17 protein-coding genes are annotated in these 20400 nt (G+C 68.2%); 9 read left to right on the top strand and 8 right to left on the bottom strand.

Annotation, left to right across the window (positions count from 1 at the left end):
- Window positions 1-110: 110 nt before the first annotated feature.
- Complete coding sequence (locus BN972_RS09130) at window positions 111-731, top strand: antibiotic biosynthesis monooxygenase (protein WP_036357090.1); 621 nt, start codon at window positions 111-113, stop codon at window positions 729-731.
- A 15-nt stretch (window positions 732-746) separates the two neighbouring features.
- Here BN972_RS09130 and BN972_RS09125 read toward each other — a convergent pair whose 3' ends face one another.
- Window positions 747-1082 (bottom strand): YciI family protein, encoded by a 336-nt coding sequence (locus BN972_RS09125; protein ID WP_036355239.1) that lies wholly within the window; start codon window positions 1080-1082, stop codon window positions 747-749.
- Window positions 1079-2434: a replication-associated recombination protein A gene (locus BN972_RS09120; RefSeq protein WP_036355237.1), complete on the bottom strand. Its 1356-nt coding sequence runs from the start codon at window positions 2432-2434 to the stop codon at window positions 1079-1081. The genes BN972_RS09125 and BN972_RS09120 overlap by 4 nt, the downstream gene beginning before the upstream one ends.
- Before the next feature lie 154 nt (window positions 2435-2588).
- Here BN972_RS09120 and BN972_RS09115 point away from each other — a divergent pair, with 154 nt between their 5' ends.
- The 3 genes from BN972_RS09115 to BN972_RS09105 all read left to right on the top strand — a co-directional run bounded on the left by BN972_RS09115 (window position 2589) and on the right by BN972_RS09105 (window position 9819).
- Window positions 2589-3665, top strand: coding sequence for a DUF2189 domain-containing protein (locus tag BN972_RS09115; RefSeq protein WP_036355235.1), 1077 nt, complete (start codon window positions 2589-2591; stop codon window positions 3663-3665).
- A 108-nt stretch (window positions 3666-3773) separates the two neighbouring features.
- Complete coding sequence (locus BN972_RS09110; protein ID WP_036355233.1) at window positions 3774-7118, top strand: transglutaminase family protein; 3345 nt, start codon at window positions 3774-3776, stop codon at window positions 7116-7118.
- 31 nt (window positions 7119-7149) lie between these two features.
- A complete protein-coding gene (locus BN972_RS09105) occupies window positions 7150-9819 on the top strand; it encodes a circularly permuted type 2 ATP-grasp protein (protein ID WP_036357088.1) in 2670 nt (889 codons plus the stop codon).
- Here the strand turns inward: BN972_RS09105 and BN972_RS09100 are convergent, their stop codons facing one another.
- Both BN972_RS09100 and BN972_RS09095 read right to left on the bottom strand, forming a co-directional pair.
- The gene (locus BN972_RS09100; RefSeq protein ID WP_036355232.1) at window positions 9820-10863 is read right to left on the bottom strand and encodes a zinc-binding metallopeptidase family protein; all 1044 of its coding nucleotides are present in this window, start codon (window positions 10861-10863) and stop codon (window positions 9820-9822) included.
- Window positions 10856-11782, bottom strand: coding sequence for a transglutaminase family protein (locus BN972_RS09095; protein ID WP_036355230.1), 927 nt, complete (start codon window positions 11780-11782; stop codon window positions 10856-10858). Before BN972_RS09095 ends, BN972_RS09100 begins: the two co-directional genes overlap by 8 nt.
- 142 nt (window positions 11783-11924) lie before the next feature.
- Between BN972_RS09095 and BN972_RS09090 the strand changes: the two genes are divergently transcribed.
- Window positions 11925-13184, top strand: coding sequence for an esterase/lipase family protein (locus BN972_RS09090; protein ID WP_051545170.1), 1260 nt, complete (start codon window positions 11925-11927; stop codon window positions 13182-13184).
- Between the two features lie 50 nt (window positions 13185-13234).
- Window positions 13235-13648 (top strand): MmcQ/YjbR family DNA-binding protein, encoded by a 414-nt coding sequence (locus tag BN972_RS09085; RefSeq protein WP_036355229.1) that lies wholly within the window; start codon window positions 13235-13237, stop codon window positions 13646-13648.
- Here the strand turns inward: BN972_RS09085 and BN972_RS09080 are convergent.
- Genes BN972_RS09080 through aspS form a run of 4 tightly spaced genes read right to left on the bottom strand, consistent with a single transcriptional unit; the run spans window position 13626 to window position 18016 of the window.
- The gene (locus BN972_RS09080) at window positions 13626-14678 is read right to left on the bottom strand and encodes an FUSC family protein (protein WP_036357084.1); all 1053 of its coding nucleotides are present in this window, start codon (window positions 14676-14678) and stop codon (window positions 13626-13628) included. The two genes, BN972_RS09085 and BN972_RS09080, sit on opposite strands and share 23 nt — an antisense overlap.
- 27 nt (window positions 14679-14705) lie before the next feature.
- Window positions 14706-15746 (bottom strand): FUSC family protein, encoded by a 1041-nt coding sequence (locus tag BN972_RS09075; protein WP_036355227.1) that lies wholly within the window; start codon window positions 15744-15746, stop codon window positions 14706-14708.
- Between the two features lie 50 nt (window positions 15747-15796).
- Window positions 15797-16225 (bottom strand): nitroreductase family deazaflavin-dependent oxidoreductase, encoded by a 429-nt coding sequence (locus tag BN972_RS09070; RefSeq protein WP_036355225.1) that lies wholly within the window; start codon window positions 16223-16225, stop codon window positions 15797-15799.
- Between the two features lie 6 nt (window positions 16226-16231).
- Complete coding sequence (gene aspS, locus BN972_RS09065; RefSeq protein ID WP_200869721.1) at window positions 16232-18016, bottom strand: aspartate--tRNA ligase; 1785 nt, start codon at window positions 18014-18016, stop codon at window positions 16232-16234.
- A gap of 55 nt (window positions 18017-18071) precedes the next feature.
- Between aspS and BN972_RS09060 the strand changes: the two genes are divergently transcribed.
- From BN972_RS09060 to ypfJ, 3 genes are read left to right on the top strand one after another with little or no spacing between them, the layout of a single operon-like run.
- A complete protein-coding gene (locus tag BN972_RS09060) occupies window positions 18072-18968 on the top strand; it encodes an oxidoreductase (RefSeq protein WP_261785909.1) in 897 nt (298 codons plus the stop codon).
- Between the two features lie 8 nt (window positions 18969-18976).
- Window positions 18977-19480 carry an SRPBCC family protein gene (locus BN972_RS09055; protein WP_036355221.1) on the top strand — a complete coding sequence of 168 codons (504 nt, stop codon included), beginning with the start codon at window positions 18977-18979 and terminating at the stop codon, window positions 19478-19480.
- A gap of 32 nt (window positions 19481-19512) precedes the next feature.
- Entirely contained in the window at window positions 19513-20394 is an 882-nt protein-coding gene (ypfJ, locus tag BN972_RS09050; RefSeq protein ID WP_036355219.1) for a KPN_02809 family neutral zinc metallopeptidase, read from the top strand.
- The last annotated feature ends 6 nt before the right edge of the window (window positions 20395-20400 follow it).

Here is a 20400-nt window from a genome sequence, read left to right as displayed (position 1 = left end):
CGCGATGTGACCATTGCCACACCCCGCTCGCGAGAGGAAGGTGGGGGGTGGGACCGCGCGGCGCCCTGATCAATCCCCGCGGCGCCGCTCCGACACAGGAGGAGTCGGCCGTGTACGCACGCTCCACCACCATTCAGGCGCAGCGCTCGTCGATCAATATGGGCATCGCCCACGTTCGCGACGTGGTCATGCCGGCTCTCCGTCAGATGGAGGGTTGCCTCGGGATCTCGCTGCTGGTCGACCGCGAGTCTGGCCGCTGCATCGCCACCAGTTCCTGGGAGTCCGAGGCCGCGATGCAGGCGAGCGCCGAGCGGCTATGGCCGGTGCGCTATCGCGCGGTCGAGGTCTTCGGCGGCAGCGCGGTCGTCGACCAATGGCGCATCGCGTTGCTGCACCGCGACCATCACTCCGGGCCGGGCGCCTGCGTACGGGCCACTTGGCTGCGGGCCCGCCCCGAGCAGTTCGAGCGCGCCGTCGATTTCTACCGGTGGGCGGTGTTGCCGGCGGTCGAGGAATTCGACGGCTTCTGCAGCGCGAGCCTGCTGGTCGACGCGACGTCGGCCCGGGCGGTGGCCTCGGTGACCTACGACAGCCTCGACGCGATGGAGCGCTGCGCGGAGCCGGCCCGGTCGCTGCGCACCGCGATGCTGCGCGACCTCGGCATCGACCAGGACGACGTGGGCGAGTTCGAATTGGCGCTGGCCCACCTGCGGGTGCCAGAGCTGGTTTAGTTAGCGCGAGCAACCTCAGGGCAGCGCGTCGCCGGGAAAGCCGAGGCAGGGGTGCACCTCGTAGCCGAACACCCCTGCCGCGACGCCAGGGTCCTCGTCCATGATCGCCGCGGTTTCCTGCACCGACGCGGCGAAGACGCCCACGCCACAGACCTCGGACTCGTCGGTGGTGGGCAACACGACCGCCAGCACCCCGTCGTCGCGCAGCCCGAAATTGCGCCGCCCGTGTTCCCAGATGATCGGCGTCGCGGTCTCTTCGCCGTAGTTGGGCCCGCGTTTGAGGATCACCAGGCTGTAGGTCTTGGCAGTGGCCAGCAACGGGGCCATCTCGTCGTCGGTAAAGGTTTTCATGACCGGCCCCGCTTTCCACGGATGATCGCGCGCAACCGGTCCAAGCGGCCGGAGATCTCCCGTTCACCGCCGCGACCGGTGGGCTGATAGTAGTCCACACCGACCAGTTCGTCCGGCGGATACTGTTGAGCCACAACGCCGTCCGGGTCGTCATGAGAGTACCTGTAGCCCTGCGCGTTACCGAGCGCCGCGGCGCCCGAATAGTGCCCGTCCCGCAGGTGGGGCGGCACCAGACCGGCCTTGCCGGCCTTGATGTCCCCCATCGCCGCGCCCAACGCCGTTGTCACGGCGTTGGACTTCGGTGCGGTGGCCAGATGAACGGTCGCGTGCGCCAACGTCAGCTGTGCTTCGGGCATACCGATGAGCGCCACCGTCTGCGCGGCGGCGACTGCCACCAGCAGCGCCGTCGAATCCGCCAGGCCGATGTCCTCACTGGCCAGGATCATCAGCCGGCGGGCGATGAAGCGCGGGTCCTCCCCTGCCACCAGCATCCGGGCCAGATAGTGCAGCGCCGCGTCCACATCCGAGCCGCGTACCGACTTGATGAAGGCACTGACGACGTCGTAGTGCTGGTCGCCGTCTCGGTCATAGCGGACCGCGGCCCGGTCCAGGGACCGCTCGACGGTTTCGACGAGGACGTGATCGGAAGCCTCGGCAGCCACCTCGAGGGCGGTCAGCGCGCGCCGGGCATCGCCGGCCGCGAGCTGTACCAACAGCTCCACAGCTTCGGGTGCGACGGTGACCCGTCCACCCAGTCCGCGTGGGTCGTCGATGGCCCGGTGCACCACCTTGCGGATGTCGTCGGGAGCCAACGGCCGCAACTGCAGAATCAGCGATCTCGACAAGAGGGGCGCCACCACCGAGAAGGACGGATTCTCGGTCGTTGCCGCCACCAGCAGCACCACCCGGTTTTCCACCGCCGCCAGCAGCGCATCCTGCTGGGTCTTGGAGAACCGGTGCACCTCGTCGATGAACAACACGGTTTGCTCGCCGCGCAGCAACGCCGTGCGAGCCTTTTCTATCACTGCGCGAACGTCTTTGACGCCGGCGGACAACGCCGACAACGCTTCAAAGCGGCGGCCGGTGGCTTGCGAGATCAACGCCGCCAGGGTCGTCTTGCCGCTGCCCGGTGGGCCGTACAGGATGGCCGACGCGACTCCTGATCCCTCAACAAGCCGGCGCAGCGGCGAACCGGCCGCCAACAGATGCTCCTGCCCGACCACCTCGTCCAGCGACGCCGGACGCATGCGGACCGCCAGCGGCGCTCCGGCACCCGACACGCTCAGGCTGCGATCGGCCGATTCCAGGCCGCCGGGCAGGTCGAACAGACCGTCGGACACGACTTCAGGCATACCACGCGGTACTGCCGCGCAGGACGAGCGGACGCGGCCCCGAATAAATGCCCAGCCAGAAGCCTGCCAATGCGCGCGTGTTGGGCACATATTTGCTAAGTTCCGCTTTGCTACGCCCCGATCGGAAGCGAACTACGAGGCAACTAGGACAGCAATGAGCCAGCCGCCAGAATATCCAGGCAATCCGTCCGACCCTCAGGGTGGCAGTTCCGGCTACCCGCCACCCCCGGGGCGCCACAGCGCACCCCCGCCGCCGCCCCCCGGCTACGGCGCACCCCCGCCGCCACCACCCAACTACGGCGCGCCCCCGCCCGATTACGGCCAACCGCAGGGCCCGCCGCCCGGTCAGCCCGGCGGCTACCAGGCTCCCGGCTACAGCGCCCCGCCGCCCCCGCCCTACGGCGGCCCGGGTGCGCCGCCCCCGCCCCCACCCGGATACCCGGCGGGCTTCGGTGGCGGACCCGCTGCCGACTTCAGCGTCGGTAACGCCTTCGGCTGGGCGTGGACCAGGTTCACCCAGAACATCGCCGCGCTGGCCGTACCCACCCTGATCTATTTCGTGGCGCTCGGTGCGGTCATCGGGATTCCGTTCGGCATCGCCATGGCGACGTCGGAAACCACGACGACCACCTACGACTACGGCAGCGGGTACGCCTACGAAGCCTCGACCTCCAGCTTCTCGGCGATCAGCTACATCGTGTTGACCATCGGTTATATCGCCGCGTTCTTCGTGGCGATGTACATGCAGGCCGCGCTGGTCACCGGCGCTCTAGAGCTCGCCGACGGCAGGCCGGTCAGCATCGGAACGTTCTTCAAGCCGCGCAACGTGGGCGGCGTGCTGCTCACCACGCTGCTGCTGGGGCTGGCCGCCGTGCTGACCTCCTGCACGTTCGTCGGGCCGCTGATCATCACCTTCTTCGCGCAGTTCGCGATCGCGTTCGTCGTCGATAAAGGTCTGTCGCCGGTCGACGCGATCAAGGCCAGCTTCGCCACAGTCCGCGCCAACCTGGGGCCCAGCGCGTTGTCCTGGCTGGTGCAGTACGCGGTGGTGCTGGTCGGCGAGATCGCCTGCTTCGTCGGCCTGATCGCCGCCCTGCCCGTCGCTTCGCTGATCCAGGTCTACACCTACCGCAAGCTCACCGGCGGGCAGGTGGTCGAGGACAACCAGCAACAACCCGGCTACCAGGCCGGTCCGCCGCCCGGACAGTACCCGGGACAGCAGTACGCCTGACGAGCCGTTCACCCGGAGCGGCTGAGCGACGAATAGCTGCCGCCCGCAACGCAAGCCGATATCGGCGCGCGCTGCGGGCGGCAGTCTTCTGTGATGGGATCAGCGGTTATGAGTATCAAAGTTGCGCTGGAGCACCGCACCAGCTACACCTTTGACCGGCTGGTCCAGGTTTACCCGCACGTGGTGCGCCTGCGTCCGGCACCTCATTCCCGCACCCCAATCGATGCCTACTCGCTGCGGGTCGAACCCGCTGAACACTTCATCAACTGGCAACAGGACGCACTAGGTAACTTCCTGGCGCGGTTGGTATTCCCGAAGCCGACCCGGGAGCTGACCATCACCGTCGGCCTGATCGCCGACCTGAAGGTGATCAACCCGTTCGACTTCTTCATCGAGGACTGGGCCGAGATCTGGCCCCCCACGAACGGGTCTTTGTACCCCAAGGCGCTGGCCCACGACCTGGAACCCTTCATGCGACCCGTCGACGAGGACGGTGACGGCTCCGGCCCGGGCGACCTGGCCCAGGCGTGGGTGCAAAACTTCTCCGTGCCCGAGGGCACCCGCACGATCGACTTCCTCGTCGCGCTGAACCGGGCCATCAACGCCGACGTCACCTACAGCCTGCGGATGGAGCCCGGCGTCCAGACACCGGATTTCACGCTGCGCACCGGCGTCGGCTCGTGCCGGGACTCGGCCTGGCTGCTGGTGTCGATCCTGCGCCAACTGGGCCTGGCCGCCCGATTCGTGTCGGGCTACCTGGTGCAACTGGCCTCCGACGTCAAGGCCCTCGACGGCCCGTCCGGTCCGGTCGCAGACTTCACCGACCTGCACGCGTGGACCGAGGTGTATATCCCAGGTGCGGGCTGGATCGGCCTGGACCCGACGTCGGGATTGTTTGCCGGCGAAGGCCATATCCCCCTGGCCGCCACACCGCATCCATCGTCGGCGGCACCGATCACCGGCAGCACCGACCCCTGCGCTTCGGTGCTGGAGTTCTCCAACACCGTCACCCGGGTGCATGAAGACCCGCGTGTCACGCTGCCCTACACCGACGAGGCGTGGGAAGCGATATGCACGGTCGGCCGCCACGTCGACCAGCGCCTGACCGCCGGTGACGTGCGGCTCACGGTCGGCGGCGAGCCGACGTTCGTCTCGGTGGACAATCAGGTCGACCCGGAATGGCGCACCGCCGCCGACGGCCCGCACAAGCGAATTCTGGCCTCGGAGCTGGCCGCCCGGCTCAAGGCCCAGTGGGCGCCGCAGGGCCTCGTGCAACGCAGCCAGGGCAAGTGGTATCCCGGAGAACCGTTGCCACGGTGGCAGATTGGACTCTACTGGCGCACCGACGGACGGCCGCTGTGGACCAACGCCGCGCTGCTGGCAGATCCTTGGCGCCGGGACGCCGAGGCGGCGCCGGCGGACAACGAGACCGCCTACAAAGTGCTGGCCGGCGTCGCCGAGGGCCTCGGTTTGCCGCTGACGCAGGTGCGCCCGGCCTACGAGGACCCGCTGCTGCGGCTGGCGGCCGCCGTGCGGTTGCCCGACGGCGATCCAGTGCCGCACGGTGAAGATCTCGACGAGGACAGCGCCGGCGCCCGCGCCGCGCTGCTGGCCCGCCTCGACGAGGCCGTGACCACACCGTCGGCGTACGTGCTGCCGTTGCACCGCCGCGAGGACGGCGGCGGCTGGGCCAGCGCGGACTGGCGACTGCGCCGCGGGCGTCTGGTGCTCACCGAGGGTGATTCGCCGGCCGGTCTGCGCCTGCCGCTGAACGCGATCAGCTGGACTCCCCCGCCCGCCCAGTTCGACGCCGACCCTGCAACCGTGGGTCCCGGCCAGTCGCCGGACCCCGCCGACACCGGCGAGGGCGCGACCCTGGTCGACCCGCAGAACGCGCCTACCACCGCGCTGGTCGCCGAGGTTCGCGACGGGCTGCTCTACATTTTCCTACCGCCCACCGGCGCGCTGGAAGACTTCATCGACCTGGTCAACCGCATCGAGAACGCGGTGGCCAAGGCCGACGCTCCCGTCGTCATCGAAGGTTATGCACCGCCGCCGGACCCGCGCCTGATGTCGACGACCGTCACTCCCGACCCCGGTGTGATCGAGGTGAACGTCGCGCCCACCGCGAGTTTCGACGAGCAGCGCCGCCAGCTGGAGACGCTGTACGAGGAGGCCCGGCTGGCGCGTCTTTCCACGGAATCGTTCGACATCGACGGCACCCACGGCGGCACCGGCGGTGGCAACCACATCACGCTCGGCGGCGTCACCCCCGCCGACTCACCGCTACTGCGCCGCCCGGACCTGCTGGTGTCGCTGCTGACCTACTGGCAGCGGCATCCCTCGCTGTCCTACCTGTTCGCCGGGCGCTTCGTCGGCACCACCTCGCAGGCTCCCCGGGTGGACGAAGGCCGGGCCGAGGCGCTTTACGAGCTCGAGATCGCGTTCGCCGAAATCGCCCGCCTGTCACCGTCTTTCGGAGGTGGCCGGCCTCAGCCGTGGGTGACCGACCGGGCGTTGCGGCACCTGCTGACCGACATCACCGGCAACACCCACCGCGCGGAATTCTGCATCGACAAGCTCTACAGTCCCGAAGGCCCGCGCGGCCGGCTGGGCCTGCTGGAACTGCGCGGTTTCGAGATGCCACCCCATCTGCGGATGGCGATGGTCCAGTCGCTGCTGGTCCGCTCGCTGGTGGCATGGTTCTGGGAACAGCCGCTGCGCGCCCCGCTGATCCGTCACGGCGCCAACCTGCACGGGCGATACCTGTTGCCGCACTTCCTGATTCACGACATCGCCGATGTCGCGGCCGACCTGCGCGCGCAAGGCATCGGGTTCGAGACGAGCTGGCTGGACCCGTTCACCGAATTCCGGTTCCCGCGCATCGGCACCGCCGTGTTCGACGGCGTGGAGATCGAGCTGCGCGGGGCCATTGAGCCGTGGAACACCCTCGGCGAGGAGTCCACCGCCACCGGCACCGCCCGCTTCGTCGACTCCTCCGTGGAACGCGTGCAGGTCCGGATCATCGGCGCCGATCGGCACCGTTACGCGGTGACCTGCAACGGCTACCCGGTGCCGCTACTGGCCACCGACAACCCAGACATCCACGTCGGCGGTGTGCGATTCAAGGCCTGGCAGCCGCCCAGCGCGCTGCACCCGACCATCTCCACCGACGTCCCATTGCAGTTCGAACTCATCGACCTGACCACCGGAACATCGCGCGGTGGCTGCACGTATCACGTGGCTCATCCCGGCGGGCGCGCCTACGACCAGCCCCCGGTCAACGCCGTGGAGGCCGAGTCGCGCCGCGCTCGCCGTTTTGAGGCGACCGGCTTCACCTCGGGCAAGCTCGACCTGGCCGCCTTCCGGGAAAAACAGGCACGTTTGTTGACCGATGTCGGCGCGCCGGGCATCCTCGACCTGCGCCGGGTGCGTACCGTTCAGCAGCAGTGACGTTTCGGGACGGCACGGGATTGGCACAGCGATGGCACTGAGGAGCGGATCGCCGGCGATCGCCGGGGACCGGTACGACGTCGACCGCCTGTTGGCGGGATACCGCACTGCGCGCGCGCAGGAAGCCCTGTTCGATCTGCGGGACGGGCCCGACGGCGGCTACGACGAGTTCGTCGACTCCGACGGCAACGTGCGCCCCGGCTGGGACGAACTCGCCGACGTCATCGCCGAACGAGGCCGGCCGGGGCTGGACCGGCTGCGCTCTGTCGTGCACAGCCTGATCGACCACGACGGCATCACTTACACCGGGGTATCGGACGGCCCGGTCGTGCGGGGACCGGACGGCCACATCCAGCCCCCCGAACCCGGGCCGTGGCTGCTGGACACGCTGCCGCTGGTGGTTTCGGCCGCCGACTGGGAGGCACTGGAGGCCGGCCTGGTGCAGCGGTCGCGCCTGCTCGACGCCGTGCTCGCCGACCTCTACGGACCGCGCAATCTGCTCACCGAAGGGCTGCTCCCGGCGCAACTGGTGTTCGCCCATCCCGGATATGTGCGCTCCGCCAACGGCATCAAGGTTCCCGGCCATCACCAGCTGTTCATGCACGGCTGCGACCTCAGCCGGCGTTCGGACGGCAGCTTCCAGGTGAACGCGGACTGGACCCAGGCGCCCTCGGGCGCCGGCTATGCGCTGGCCGATCGGCGGGTGCTGGCGCACGCGATTCCGGACCTCTACGAACACATCGCCCCGCGCCCGAATACGCCGTTCGCGCAGGCACTTCGGTTGGGCTTGATCGACGCCGCCCCCGACGTGGTGCAGGACCCGGTGGTGGTGGTGCTCAGCCCCGGCATCTACTCCGAGACAGCTTTCGATCAGGCGTACCTGGCCAGTCTGCTCGGTTTCCCGATGGTGGAGAGCGCCGATCTGGTGGTCCGCGACGGCAAGCTCTGGATGCGCTCGCTGGGCACCCTCAAACAGGTCGACGTGGTGCTGCGTCGCGTCGACGCGCTCTACGCCGATCCGCTGGACCTGCGCGCCGACTCCCGGCTTGGGGTGGTCGGCCTGGTGGAGGCGCTGCACCGCGGCACCGTGACGGTGGTCAACACCCTGGGCAGCGGCATCCTGGAAAGCCCTGGGCTGCTGAGGTTTCTGCCCGAGATGGCCGAGCGCCTGCTCGGCGAGGAATTGCTGTTGCACAGCGCACCGACGTACTGGGGCGGCATCGCCGGTGAGCTGTCCCACCTGCTGGCCAACCTGTCGTCGCTGTTGATCAGGCCGGTCGACGGCGGCGAGCCGCTGGTCGGGCCGTCGCTTTCGTCGGCACAGCTGACCGAGCTGGCGGGGCGCATCGAGGCCATGCCGTGGCGATGGGTGGGCCAGGAGTTGCCCAGCTTCTCCTCGGCGCCCACCGACCACGCCGGTGTCCTCTCTTCCGCCGGGGTCGGCATGCGGTTGTTCACCGTCGCGCAACGCGGCGGCTACGCGCCGATGATCGGCGGCCTGGGTTACGTTCTGGCCCCCGAGCCGTCCGCCTATACATTGAAAACTGTTGCAGCAAAAGACATTTGGGTGCGCCCAACGGAGCGGGCTATCACCGAGACGGTGATGCTGCCGTCGGTCCCGGCACCGGTGAAGACTGGGGCCGGAACATGGGGCGTCAGTTCGCCCAGGGTGTTGTCCGATCTGTTCTGGATGGGTCGCTACGGCGAGCGCGCGGAGAACATGGCCCGGCTGCTGATCGTGGCGCGGGAGCGCTATCACGTCTACCGGCACCATCAGGACAACGAGGAAAGCGAGTGCGTGCCGGCCCTGATGGCTGCGCTGGGCAAGATCACCGGCACCGACACCGGGGCAACCAGCGACGGCGAGTACGACCCGGCCGAGATGATCGCCGTGGCGCCCTCGATGCTTTGGTCGATGACCGTGGACCTGGACCGGCCGGGTTCGCTGATCCAATCGGTCGAAGGGCTGGCGCTCTCGGCGCGGGCGGTGCGTGACCAGCTATCCAACGACACCTGGATGGTGCTGGCCAATGTCGAACGGGCCGTGGCTCTTCGGTCCGACCCGCCGCAGTCACTGGCCGAGGCCGACGCGCTGCTTGCCAACGCCCAGTCGCAGGCGCTGGCCGGCATGCTGACGCTGTCCGGGGTGGCGGGTGAGTCGATGGTGCACGATGTGGGCTGGACGATGATGGACATCGGCAAGCGCATCGAGCGCGGCCTGTGGCTGACCGCACTGCTGGGCGACACCCTGACCCGGGTGCGCGGCACCGTCGCCGAGCAGTCCATCGTCGAGTCGACGCTGGTGGCCTGCGAGTCCTCGGTGATCTACCGGCGCCGCACGCTGGGCAAGGTCAGTGTCGCCGCGGTGACCGAGTTGATGCTCTTCGATGCGCAGAATCCGCGGTCACTGTTGTTCCAGTTGGAGCGGCTGCGTTCCAACCTCAAGGACCTGCCCGGCTCGTCGGGGTCGTCGCGTCCGGAGCGGTTGGTCGACGAGATGAGCACCCGGCTGCGCCGCTCGGATCCCGCTGAGCTGGAAGAGATTACCGGCGGGCGCCGCGAGGAATTGGCGGAGCTGCTCAGCGCCATCCATGCCGCGCTACGCGATCTGGCCGACGTCATCACCGCAACACAGCTGGCCCTGCCCAGTGGCATGCAGCCGCTGTGGGGTCCCGACGAACGCCGGACGATGCCTGCCTGATCAGGCCGCATTGGCCGCGGCGGTCGTCTCCTCGATCACCGCATGCACGAACTGCATCTTGTCCAGCACCGCGGGCGGCAGCACGAACGGGTACAGGTCGTCGTGACCCATCGAACGGTTCACCATGTTCAGCGACCACGACAACGGCAGCCACATCTCGATGATCGTGGCAAACGCGCTGGGGCCCACCGGCGGTCGGTCGAACGTCGCGGCCGCCGGAGCCAAACCGCAGGACGCCGAGGTGTCCAGCGTGTCGCGGATGTGCAGGTAGTGCGCGAATGTCTCGGCCCAGTCCTCGGCGGCGTGCATGGTCGCGTACGACGAGACGAAGGTCTCCTGCCATCCGTCGGGGGCGCCTTCGCTGTAATGACGGTCCAGCGCCGCCTGGTAGTCGGCATCGGGATCGCCGAACAGCTCGTTGAACCGTGCCAGGTGCTGCTGCGACGGTGAGATCAGCCGGTAGAAGTAGTAGTGCCCGACCTCGTGCCGGAAGTGTCCCAGCAGCGTCCGGTAGGGCTCTTCCATCTCCACCCGCAACTGCTCGCGGTGCACGTCGTCACCCTCGGCCAGATCCAGTGTGATGACACCATTTTCGTGTCCGGTGAAAACCTTCTCGTGGGCACTGGACAACAACCGGAAGGCGAGCCCGTAGTCCGGGTCCTCGTCCCGCCCGACGATGGGCAGCTTCAGTTCCTTCAGCTCGGCGATCAGGCGCCGCTTGGCCGCCTCGGCGCGCGCGAACTCAGCCAGCCCCACGGTGTCCTGGTCGTTGGGCCGTTCGATCGTCAACGCGCACGACTCGCACAGGCCGCCGGGATGATCGACCGGAACGATCCAATTACATTCGGCCAGATAGAGATTGGAGCACAACTGGTATTCGTTGGCGGGTACGGCGCCGGCATGGTCGCTGTCCTGATCCCGCTTTGCGATCACCAGCAGTGACATCTGGTCCAGCGAGAACCCCAGCGCGCTGCCGCAGGACAGGCACTCGGAGTTCTCAAAGGCCAGGCGCTGGCCACAGTTGGGGCAGTGGAAGTCACGCATGGAGCACGTCACCTTCGAAGGGGACGACGTCGACGGCGACGTCGATCACACTGCGCTCGGAGTTGGTGTAGATGATGCCGCGCAGCGGCGGCACATCCGCGTAGTCGCGGCCGCGTCCGACGACGATGTAGCGCTCGTCGACCAGCGCGTCATTGGTGGGGTCCAGGCCCAGCCATTCGAATTGACCCGGCTGCTGGGGCGTCCACACCGACGCCCAGGCATGGGTCGCGTCAATGCCTATCATCCGATCCTTTCCCGGCGGAGGGTCGGTGGCCAGATACCCGGATACGTAGCAGGCCGCCAGACCATTGGCGCGCAGGCAGGCGATCGCCAGCCTCGCGAAGTCTTGGCATACCCCCTCGCGGGCCGTCAGAACCTCACTGACGCGGGTGGAAACGGTAGTGGATCCCGAGCGGTAGGTGAAGTCGTGGAAGATGCGCGACGAGAGGTCTCGTAGCACGTCCACCAACGGGCGTCCGGGCTCAAAACTGGGCGCGGCGTACTCGCGGACCTCGTCGGTGATCTCCGGCGGGTTGAGGTCGAGGGTGAAGTCGACCTCCAACGCTCCCTGGCTACCGTGCGGGCGGGCTTCTTCCCACGGTCGCAGCGCCGGCCCGGCGTTGTACAGGTTCGATGCCTGCATCACGACGTCGACGATGGAGTCGCTGGTGATCGTCAGCGTGCGGTGCGGTTCGGTGACGTGAAAATACGAGCTGATGTTGCCGTAGGTGTCACGGCTGGTGGAGCTGTCGGTCGGGGCCGGGTCGATAACCAACCGGTGTGCGATGCACTTCTGTCGCAGCGAGTCGCGCGGGGTGAGGAATCCGCGGCCGTAAGAGCTGGTCACGACGTCGGAGTAGCGGTACTCGGTGCGGTGCGTCACTCGGTAGCGCTTGGTGTCCAGAAAATCAGCGGGCACCGACCAAACCTACTGCCAACCGCACTACCAGGCGTTGACTCTGCGCGGAGGGCGCGTCTGTCTCGGAGTTATGCGCCCTGGATGCAGAATCAACGCAAAAAATGGGAACACTTGTTTACTGAAGGCAGAAAGGAGCCGTTCAGTGCAGGGACACGAGATCCGATCACTAGCCGATCTGGCCGGCGAGGGCACGCGGGTGCTGACGACGCTGGTCCGGGACATGCATCACGGGATCGCCGGCCGGGTGTTCGACTCGATCGGACCGGCTTCCAGACCCGTTCAGCTGGTCCACGATGCGACCGCCTCGACCATTTACCGCGTGGTCGACGGCGCCGTGCGGGGCACGCTGTACGGCGCGGGCGCGCTGGCCGCGGGAACGCTGAGCAACGACGACGACGAGACCGTGCAGGCCCGCCCGCGGGTTGCGGGCGCGATCGCCGCGGTCAACGGCATCTACGGGGACGAGCTGGCCAACCGGGACAACGGGTTCGCGCTGGCCATGGAGATTCGCCGCAAGGGCCAGCCCGTCGCGCTGACTACGGACTCGCTGGCGACCGCTTTCCCGAAGGCCACCGGACGCATCGCCGTCTTTGTGCACGGCTGGTGCATGACCGAACGGTCCTGGTGGCGCAACCCGCGCACCGGAGAACCGCTGCGCCCGTACGGTAAGCGGCTGCGCAAGGACCTGGGTTACACGCCGATCTTCCTGCGCTACAACACCGGGTTCCACATCTCGCAGAACGGTCAAGAACTGGCTGACCTGCTCGATCGGGTGCACGGGCTCTGGCCGACGCCGGTGCAGGAGATCGTGCTGGTGGGGCACTCGATGGGCGGACTGGTGTCGCGCAGCGCCTGCCACTACGGGCTCGAACGCGGTCACGCCTGGACCCGCGCAGTGCGCCACGTGGTGTGCCTGGGCTCGCCGCACCTGGGCGCCGACCTGGAAAAAGGCGTCAATCTCGCCTCCTGGGCGTTGGCGAAACTACCCGAGACGCGCGGCATCTCGCGCTTCCTCAACACCCGCAGCTCCGGTGTCAAGGATTTGCGCTACGGCTCGCTGCTGGACGAAGACTGGCGCGACCGCGACCCGGATGAGGTGCTGCGGGATCGTTGCGGCGAGGTGCCCTTCCTACCCGAGGCGGTCTACCACTTCGTCTCCACCACCGCAGGCCCCCGCGCGCTTGGCCTGCTGGTGGGCGATCACCTGGTTCGCCCGAAGAGCGCGGCCGGGCGAGGACGGGTCCGCCAAGTCCCGTTCGATGCTGCGCACGGGCTTACCCTGACCGGACTGAACCACTTCGACCTGCTCAACCACCCGCAGGTCTACGACAAGCTGCTGGAGTGGCTCAGCCAGGCGTCGGCGACCTCACAAACCCCGCAATCCCGGCAAGCCATCGGGTAGTTCACGGATAAGCGTTCCGAATCCGGGCGGTCGGGCGCACAATCAAAAACGTGGCTACCTGGGCCGACGTCGTCCGCATCGTCGCCGACCTGCCACTGACCGTTGAGCACGCGCCGCGGGACTGGCGGGTTGGCAAGAAGCTGATGGCGTGGGAGCGGCCGCTGCGAGGCTCCGATCGCGAGGCGTTGACGAAAGCCGGCGTAGAGCCGCCCAGGGGTGACATTCTGGCTGTCCGGGTGCCCGATGAAGGGGTGAAGCTGGCGCTGGTCGCCGACCAGCCCGAGGTGTACTTCACCACTCCGCACTTCGACGGCTATGCCGCCGTGCTGGTCCGGCTGGCCGAGATCGACGTCGTCGACCTCGAGGAGCTGATCACCGAGGCCTGGCTGGTGCAAGCGCCGAAACGGCTGGTCCAGGAATTCCTCGCGCAACGACCGGGCATCAGCCCCGCGGACAGTCAATAACCGCTTGCAGATCGTCGACACAGGTCCGGACGATTTCTGCGAGCACCACCTCGGTCGGGTTGCGAGCCGCAGCCGCCAGACCGGTGGCATGGTCGCGTGCGGCCGCGGTATGGGCGCATGCCGTCGCCTCGTCGGTGTCCGCCGCCGACGTCGCCTGCGCAAGCTCGCCCACCGCGGCGCGCAACGGCTCGGCCAGCCACATCCCGAGCGGCGGCGTGATGGTGCGGGCCAGCTGCAGGACGGCGCTGGCGAACAGGCCCAACCGGGCGGCCTGATAGTCCACCGCCGCGATGGTCTGGCGCATCCCTATCCGTAACGGGGCCCTACGCACGATCAGCCTGGCCGTGCTGCGGGCTTCGATCAGTCCGCCCAACTGGTTGTGGAGCCGGTCGACGCAGCTCAGCGGCCAGTCCGCTGCGACGCGCTCCGGCTCGGCGGTGGCCCTGCCGATCTCGACGAGGGTGTCGTGCAGCGCACTCATCACACCCGCCCGTGCGCTGGCCAGCAGGGTAAGCGGGTTGGCCGGAAACAGCAGGATGCTGAACACCAGCGCGAGCCCGCCGCCGATCAGCGCGTCGAAGAGCCGTTCACCCACGACACCCGCGCTGTGCGCGAAAGCCAGCACCAGGGTCGCCGACACCGCGGTCTGATTGACGAACATGCCGCCTTGAGCGATGAAGCCCGTGCCGATCAGCACGGCGACACCCAGCGCCACGAAAACGGCCACCGTGAACGCCAGGCCGTCGGTCCCCAGCATCGCCTGTACGGCGGCGCCGAGCACGATCCCGAGGGTGACCCCGACGATCATCTGCCCGGCGCGCCGAGCCCGCAGCACGTTGCTGGCCGACATGCACACCACCGCGGAGATCGGCGCGAAAAACGGCTGCGGATGGTGCAGTAGGTCGTGGGTGAGATACCAGGCCAACCCGGCCGCCACCGAGGTCTGGGCGATCGGCCAGAGCGCGGCGCGCAGCCGGTGGGCGGCCGCAACCGTGCCAACGCCCAGCCGGTCGCGCAGCGAAGTGCTCATACCCTTCATCTAATCGGGCGCGGCGGTTCACTGCCCGAGGTCGATCACCCTTTGCAAGTCGTCGACACACGTCTGTACCCCCTCGGCGAGCGCCCAATCCGGTCCGCCGTGCGCGGCCGCCGCCAGACTCGACGCCGCGCGGCGGGCGGCGGCCACATGTTCGGTGGCGCCGGTGAGGTCGGTTTCGGCGAGGGCGACACCAGCGGCAAGCTGGCCGACGGCGTCGGGCAGGGCTTCCGGCAGCGGGCCGCCGACGGCGGCGGTGGCGACGCGCGCCAAGTGCAGCGCCGACCCGGCGAGAACGGCCACGTGCGCGGTCTGCTGGTCGGCAACCCGGGCCCGCTCCCGCACGCTCCAGCGCCGGGGTGCGGCCAACGTTTGCCGGGCCGAGACGCGGGCCTGCATGAGCAGGCCCAGTTGCTGGTTGACCCGCTCCACGTCCGGTAGCGGCCAGCCCGGCTCCGGGACTCGGCCACCGACCGCGTCAGCCGAATGGACCAGGACGTTGTGGACAGCGGCCAGCAGGCCGACGCGGGCGTTGTGGAGCACCTTGAGCGGATTGCCGGGAAACAACAGCGCGGCGAACGCAATGGCAAGACCGCCGCCGATCAGCGTGTCCAACAAGCGATCGATCACATCACCGCTGCGCGACACCGCGATCACCAGGGTTGCCGAGACGGTGATCTGGTTGAAGAACATGAGCCCCTGGGCGATGTACCCGTGCCCGATCAGCACGGCGCCGCACAGCGAGATCAGCACCGCGACGCCGATGGCGATCGGTCCGGTGCCCAGCAGGGTCTGCACCGCCGCACCCAGGGCGATCCCGAAGGTGACCCCGATGATCATCTGAACGGCGCGTTGGGTGCGCAACACGTCGCTGGCCGACAGGCAGACCGCCGCGGCGACCGGCGCGAAGAACGGCTGGCGGTGCCCGACCACGTCGTGCGCCAGGTACCAGGCGAGACCCGATGCCGTCGCGGTCTGCGTGATGGGAAACAACACGCTGCGCAGCCGGCGTAGGGCCGCGGTACCGGTTCCGGCAGTCCTGGTGAGGAGCGAGACACCCATACCGGTTACTTACCGCAGCATCGGCGGTAATACGGAGACGCTCGCCGGTTTTAGTTGCGCTGCAACTCGAACAGCGGGATGACGCGGCTGGTCTTCGCCTGGTACTCGGCGAATCCGGGCGCCGCTGCCACGATCTTCGGGAAGATTTCCTCGCGCTCGGCGGGCGGCAGTTCACGCGCCGTGACGTCGAAAGCGTCGGTACCGACCTCGATGTGGGCCTGCGGGTTGGCCCGCAAGTTGTGCACCCAGCCCGGGTCGAAGTCCGCGCCGGCGAAGGATCCGATGATGATCAGCTTGCCGTCGACGCGGAAATAGGCCAGCGGGGAAAGCCGGGGTTGGCCCGACTTGGCGCCGGTCGTGGTGAGCAGCAATATGTCGGAGTTCTCGAACGGGCCGCCGACTTTGCCCTGGTTGGCGCGGAACTCATCGGCGATCTGCTGGTTGAACGCTTTGATCGTCTCGGTATCGGGTGAGCTCATGCCCCGTCAAACCGCCTTTGGCTTCGCGTCTATTCCCGATTCCTTGCGCTGCTGAGCCGTGATCGGCGCCGGGGCATCGGTGAGCGGATCGACACCGCCACCGGTCTTCGGGAATGCGATCACCTCACGGATCGAGTCGAACCCGGCCAGCAGCGCGTTGATCCGGTCCCAGCCGAACGCGATGCCGCCGTGCGGCGGAGCACCGAATGTGAAGGCTTCCAACAAAAATCCGAATTTCTCCTCGGCCTCGGCCTTGTCCAGACCCATCACCGCGAACACCCGTTCCTGGATATCGCGGCGGTGGATACGGATCGAACCGCCGCCGATCTCGTTGCCGTTGCACACGATGTCGTAGGCGTCGGCGAGGGCACCGCCGGGATCGGACTCGATGCTGTCGTGATACTCGGGCTTGGGCGAGGTGAACGCGTGGTGCACCGCGGTCCAGGCCCCGGAGCCGACAGCCACGTCGCCGGCGGCCGTCGCGTCGTCGGCGGGCTCGAACAGCGGCGGGTCCACCACCCACACGAACGCCCATGCGGCCGGGTCGATCAGGCCGAGGCGGTGGGCGATCTCGATACGCGCCGCTCCCAACAACGCGCGCGACGACTTCACCGGGCCGGCCGAGAAGAAGATGCAGTCACCCGGATTTGCGCCGACGTGCGCGGCCAGGCCGTCGCGTTCGGCGTCGGACAGGTTCTTGGCCACCGGACCGGCCACGGTGCCGTCGTCACCGACCAACACGTAGGCCAGCCCCCGGTGCCCGCGCTGCTTGGCCCATTCCTGCCAGCCGTCCAGGGTGCGGCGCGGCTGCGACGCCCCGCCGGGCATCACCACAGCGCCGACATAGGGCGCCTGGAACACCCGGAAGGTGGTGTCGGAGAAGAACTCCGTACATTCCACGAGCTCCAGCCCGAACCGCAGGTCCGGTTTGTCGGAACCGAACCGGCGCATCGCGTCGGCGTAGGTCATCCGCGGGATGGGGGTGGGGATCTGGTAGCCGATCAGCGCCCACAGTGCGGACAGGACCTCCTCGGAGATCGCGATGATGTCCTCGACGTCGACGAAGCTGAGCTCCATGTCGAGTTGGGTGAATTCCGGCTGCCGGTCGGCACGGAAGTCCTCGTCGCGGTAGCAGCGCGCGATCTGGTAGTACCGCTCCATCCCGGCCACCATCAGGAGCTGCTTGAACAGCTGCGGGCTCTGCGGCAGGGCATAGAAGGTGCCCGGCCGTAGTCGCGCCGGCACCAGGAAGTCGCGCGCCCCTTCCGGAGTCGAGCGGGTGATCGTCGGCGTCTCGACCTCGACGAAGTCGTGCCGCGCCAGCACCTCGCGAGCGGCGGCATTGACCTTGGACCGCAGCCGAATGGCGGCGCCGGGGCCGTCACGGCGCAGGTCGAGGTAGCGGTACTTGAGCCGGAGTTCCTCGCCGGCGGGCTCATCGAGCTGGAACGGCAGGGGTGCGCACTCCCCCAGCACGGTCAGCGTGGTGGCGTTGACCTCGATCTCACCCGTCGCGATCTCGCGATTGGCGTTGCCCTCCGGGCGGATCTCGACGACGCCGGTGACCGCCACACAGAATTCGGCGCGCAGCCGGTGCGCCTGCGCCAGCACCTCCGGTTCCCGGAACACCACCTGTGCGACACCTGAGGCATCCCGCAGGTCGATGAAGATGACGCCGCCGTGATCGCGGCGGCGCGCCACCCAGCCGGCCAGCGTGACCTGTTGCCCGGCATCACCATCGCGTAGCGAACCTGCGGCGTGGCTGCGCAGCACAAATACTCCTTTATCCAGGGCGAGAACGACTGCTCAGTCTAGAGGGCCGGTCCTGACCCAGTACGTTGGCTGCATCGCAACGCATCCGACAAACATCGCTCTGGTGGGGCCCGGCGCGGTCGGCACGACCATTGCAGCGCTGCTGCACGCCGCCGGTCACCGGGTCCTGTTGTGCGGCCACCGGCGCCGGTCCGGCGTCGAACTGCGTCCCGACGACGGGGAACCCATCGTGGTGCCGGGACCGGTGCATACCGACCCGGCCGACGTCAGCGGCCCGGTCGACGTGCTGTTCCTGGCCGTGAAAGCTACCCACAACGAGCAGGCCCGCGGCTGGCTGGCGCGACTGTGCGACGAACACACGTTGGTCGCCGTCCTGCAGAACGGGGTGGAACAGGTCGAGCAGGTGCAACCGCTGTGTCCGTCCTCAGCCGTCATTCCGAGCAGCGTGTGGTTCTCCGCTGAGACGCAGCCTGCGGGCTGGGTGCGGTTGCGCGGCTCGGCGGTGCTCAAACTGCCGACCGGGCCGGCGGCGGAGACGCTCGCCGAGCTGCTGCGCGGCGCCGGGTGTGTGGTGGACTGCGATCCCGACTTCACCACCGCGACCTGGCGCAAACTGGTGGTCAACGCGCTGGCCGGATTCATGGCGCTGACCGGGCGGCGTTCGGGGATGTTCCGCCGCGACGACGTCGCGCAGCTGTCCCGCCGCTACGTCGCCGAGTGCCTGACGGTGGCCCGCGCCGAGGGTGCCGAGCTGGGCGACGACGTGATCGAGGACTTGGTCAACCTGTTCCGGGCCGCCCCCGAGGACATGACCACCTCGATCCTGACTGACCGGGAAGCACGCCGCCCGCTGGAATGGGACCTGCGCAACGGCGTCATCATCCGCAAGGCCCGGGCGCGCGGCCTGGCCACCCCGATCAGCGATGTGCTGGTGCCACTGCTGGCCGCGGCCAGCGACGGCCCCGGTTAGGGTGAGCCATGCATCCGTGCGAGCGCGTGGACCTGGCCTTCATCGAGAATGCGCCCTTTCGCTTCCGCAACAGCGTCGACCTCGCCATCACCCCCGAGCAGCTGTTCGAGGTGCTCGCCGACGCCGAGTCGTGGCCGCGGTGGGCCAAGGTGATCACGAAGGTGACCTGGACCAGTCCCGAGCCGCGTGGCATCGGCACCACCCGCGTCGTCGAGATGCGCGGCGGCATCGTCGGCGACGAAGAGTTCATCGCCTGGGAACCGTTCACGCACATGGCCTTTCGGTTCAATGAGTGCTCGACGAAGGCGGTGGCCGCGTTCGCCGAGGATTACCGTGTCGAAGTCATTCCGGGCGGTTGCCGACTGACCTGGACGATGGCCCAGAAACCCGCGCGCGGCGCGGGGCTGGGCATGGTGGCGTTCGGGCCGTTGCTGAACGTGGCCCTGCGGCGATTTCTGCGCAATCTGCGCGGGTATACCGACACTCGATTCGCCGCTACACAGCAGCGTTAGGCTGGGTCCGCCTTGAGAATGGGGAGCATGCAATGACCTTCAACGAGGGTATGCAGATCGACACCAGCAGTGCGTCATCGTCTGGCGGCGGCGGGATGGGCCGGATGGCAATCGGCGGCGGTATCGGCGGCCTGCTGCTCGTGGTGGTCGCCATGCTGCTCGGCGTCGACCCCGGCGGCGTGGTCAGCCAGCAGCCGCTGGACACCCGCGAAGACGTCGCACCCGGTTTCGACCTGAGCCGCTGCAAGACCGGGGCGGACGCCAACAAGTATGTGCAGTGCCGCGTGGTCGCCACCAGCAACTCGCTGGACGCGGTGTGGAAGCAGTTGATGCCCAGCTACACGCGCCCCCACCTGCGGCTGTTCAGTGGTTCGGTGAGCACCGGGTGCGGCCCGGCCAGTAGCGACGTCGGTCCGTTCTATTGCCCGATGGACAAGACGGCGTACTTCGACACCGACTTCTTCCAGGTGCTGGTCACCCAATTCGGTTCCAGCGGAGGCCCTTTCGCCGAGGAGTATGTGGTAGCCCACGAGTACGGCCACCATGTGCAGAACCTGCTGGGCGTGTTGGGCAGCGCCCAGTCCGGGGCGAAGGGCGCCACCGGCAGTGGTGTGCGCACCGAGTTGCAGGCCGATTGTTATGCCGGCGTGTGGGCCCACTACGCCTCCACCGTCAAACAGGAGAGTACCGGCGCACCGTTCCTGGAACCGCTGAGCGACAAGGATATTCAGGATGCCTTGTCGGCGGCGGCCGCCGTGGGCGACGACCGCATTCAGGAGCAGGTGAACGGGCGCACCAACCCGGAATCCTGGACCCACGGCTCCTCGGCGCAGCGCCAGAAGTGGTTCACCACCGGGTACCAGAGTGGTGACCCGAACAAGTGCGACACCTTTAAAACCAACGATCTGGGCTAGGACGCC

The sequence above is a fragment of the Mycobacterium asiaticum DSM 44297 genome (assembly GCF_000613245.1).
GTDB classification, from domain to species: Bacteria; Actinomycetota; Actinomycetes; order Mycobacteriales; family Mycobacteriaceae; genus Mycobacterium; species Mycobacterium asiaticum.
This window is presented reverse-complemented; position numbering and strand designations above follow the sequence as displayed.